General features: G+C 72.7%; 3 protein-coding genes. All 3 read left to right on the top strand.

The genetic code is table 11. From position 1 onward, the window contains the following. A partial coding sequence (locus tag JS521_RS34975; protein ID WP_205086888.1) for a DUF3151 domain-containing protein occupies nucleotides 1-377 on the top strand: 377 nt, incomplete at its 5' end. A gap of 142 nt (nucleotides 378-519) precedes the next feature. Further along, on the top strand, nucleotides 520-1,368 hold the full coding sequence (locus JS521_RS34970; RefSeq protein ID WP_030722149.1) for a tryptophan 2,3-dioxygenase family protein: 849 nt from the start codon (nucleotides 520-522) through the stop codon (nucleotides 1,366-1,368). Further along, complete coding sequence (gene kynU, locus JS521_RS34965) at nucleotides 1,361-2,602, top strand: kynureninase (RefSeq protein ID WP_205086887.1); 1,242 nt, start codon at nucleotides 1,361-1,363, stop codon at nucleotides 2,600-2,602. The genes JS521_RS34970 and kynU overlap by 8 nt, the downstream gene beginning before the upstream one ends. Nucleotides 2,603-2,857 lie beyond the last annotated feature (255 nt).

The raw sequence follows: 2,857 nt of genomic DNA, 5'->3' as shown, positions 1-2,857 counted from the left end.
CGACCCACCTCCCCGACGACCCCGAGCCGCGCGAGCTGCTCGCCGCCGGCACCCCGCCCGCCGAGGTCGCCGCGAAGTACCCCACCTCCTCGCTCGCCTGGGCGCAGCTCGCCGACGAGGCGTTCGAGGGCGGCCGGGTCGTCGAGTCGTACGCGTACGCCCGTACCGGCTACCACCGCGGCCTCGACTCCCTGCGCCGGGCCGGCTGGAAGGGCCACGGGCCCGTCCCGTTCGAGCACGAGCCGAACCGCGGCTTCCTGCGCGCCCTGCACGCCCTCGCCCGGGCCGCGGGCGCGATCGGCGAGACCGAGGAGCACGAGCGCTGCTCGACGTTCCTGCGCGACTCCTCGCCGACCGCCGCCGACATCCTCAGCTGACCCCGGGCGCGTACTCCTGAGCGCCTCCCCGCCCGAGCACATGGGGCGGGGAGGCGCTTAGTATGCGAGCAGGGGACCGGAGCTCCACCACCTCACGGAAGGGGCGGACCGCTACCCGGAAGCTCGTGTCGAGGAGACAGAAATGTCGACCAACCACCCCGACCCCGAAGCCACCGGTGCGGACACCCCGTACCTGGACTTCGCGGGAACGACTCCGTACGAGGACTATGTCCAGGCGGACGTCCTGACCCACCTCCAGCACCTGCGCTCGGACGATCCCGGCGAGATGGTCTTCCTGGTCACCACCCAGGTCATGGAGCTGTGGTTCACGGTCATCGTCCATGAGTGGGAGACCGCCACCCGCGCCCTGCGCGAGGACCGCATACCCGTCGCGCGCGACGCCCTGAAGCGTTCGCTGCGCGAGCTGGAGGCGCTCAACGAGTCCTGGCGGCCGCTCGCCGGACTCACCCCCGCCCAGTTCAACTCCTACCGGGGCTCCCTCGGCGAGGGGTCCGGATTCCAGTCCGCGATGTACCGGCGGATGGAGTTCCTGCTCGGCGACAAGTCCGCCTCCATGCTGGTGCCGCACCGGGGCGCGCCCCGCGTGTACGCCGAGCTGGAGAAGGCGCTCGGGGAGCCGAGCCTGTACGACGAGACCCTCGCCCTGCTGGCCCGGCGCGGGTACGCCATCCCCGAGGCCGTCACCACCCGGGACCTGACCAAGCGGTACGAGCCGTCGCCCGAGGTCGAGGCCGTGTGGGCGGAGATCTACGCCTCCGACGACCAGAACGACGAGCTGGTCCGCCTCGGTGAGCTGCTCACCGACGTCGGCGAGCTGGTGTGGCGATGGCGCAACGACCACCTCGTCGCCACCCGCCGCGCGATGGGCTCCAAGACCGGCACGGGCGGCTCCGCCGGGGTGGCCTGGCTGGAGAAGCGCGCCACCAAGAACGTGTTCCCCGAGCTGTGGACGGCGCGCAGCCATGTCTGAGACCACGACCACGGACACGACGGAAGACCTCCGCGCGCGGGCGCTGAAGCTCGATGCCGCCGACCCGCTGGCCGGGCGCCGCGCGCTCTTCGCCCTCGACGACGACGGCGTCTACCTCGACGGCAACTCGCTCGGCGCGCTGCCCGTTCACGTGCCCGCCCGCGTCCAGGACGTCCTCACCCGGCAGTGGGGCGAGCTGCGCATCCGGTCCTGGGACGAGGGCGGCTGGTGGACCGCGCCCGAGCGGATCGGCGACCGCATCGCCCCGCTCGTCGGGGCCGCCGCCGGGCAGATCGTCGTCGGTGACTCGACCAGCGTGAACGTCTTCAAGGCCGTCGTCGCCGCCGCCCGGATCGCGTCCGGCGCGGGCGAGGGACGCGACGAGATCCTGGTTGACGCGACGACCTTTCCCACGGACGGGTACATCGCGGCGTCCGCCGCCCGGCTGACCGGCCACCGGATCGTGCCCGTCGCGCCGGACGAGGTACCGGCCGCGCTCGGTCCCCGTACCGCCGTGGTCCTGCTCAACCACGTCGACTACCGCTCCGGGCGGCTGCACGACCTGCCCGGGCTGACCGCCGCCGTCCACGCGGCGGGCGCGGTCGCGGTGTGGGACCTCTGCCACAGCGCGGGCGCGCTTCCCGTCGGGCTCGACGAGCACGGGGTGGACCTGGCCATCGGCTGCACCTACAAGTACCTGAACGGCGGCCCCGGTTCGCCCGCGTACCTGTACGTCGCCGAGCGCCACCAGGCCGGCTTCGACTCGCCGCTGCCGGGCTGGAACTCGCACGCCGACCCGTTCGGCATGACCCCCGAATTCGCCCCGGCGGACGGTTCCGTACGGGGCCGGGTCGGCACCCCCGACATCGTCTCCATGCTGACGCTGGAAGCGGCGCTCGACGTGTGGGACGGGGTGTCGGTGGACGTCGTGCGGGCCAAGTCCCTCGCGCTGACGGACTTCTTCCTGGAGTGCGTCGAGGCGTACGCCCCGGCGGGCCGGGTCACCTCCGTCACCCCGGCCGCGCACGCCGAACGCGGCAGCCAGGTCGCCCTGCGCTGCGACGAGGCCGAGCCCGTGATGCGGCGCCTCATCGAGCGCGGTGTCGTGGGCGATCTGCGGCGGCCGGACGTGCTGCGGTTCGGATTCACGCCGCTGTACGTGGGGTTCGCCGACGCGGAACGGGCGGCGCGGGCGCTGGCCGAGGTGCTGGCGGAGACACCGGCGGCAGCCTGACGCGGCCTGACGGGCCGTCAATGCATGTGCGACCGGGCGGGGGCGGTACCGAGTGCTGGTACCGTCCCCGCAGGTCAACCCAGTTGGGGCAGCACACAGGCACAGGCCACGGGCAGAGGGCGGTTGAGCAGCATGTCGGATTCCCCGGGTTTCCCGGACTCTGCGGCGCGTGAGCGGGACGAGGCGGAGAGCGCGTCGGCGTTCGCCCACCCAACACACGCTGTATCTAAAACACAAATACGAGCCCACAACACA

The organism is Streptomyces durocortorensis (assembly GCF_016901035.1).
Classification (GTDB): Bacteria; Actinomycetota; Actinomycetes; order Streptomycetales; family Streptomycetaceae; genus Streptomyces; species Streptomyces durocortorensis.
This window is presented reverse-complemented; position numbering and strand designations above follow the sequence as displayed.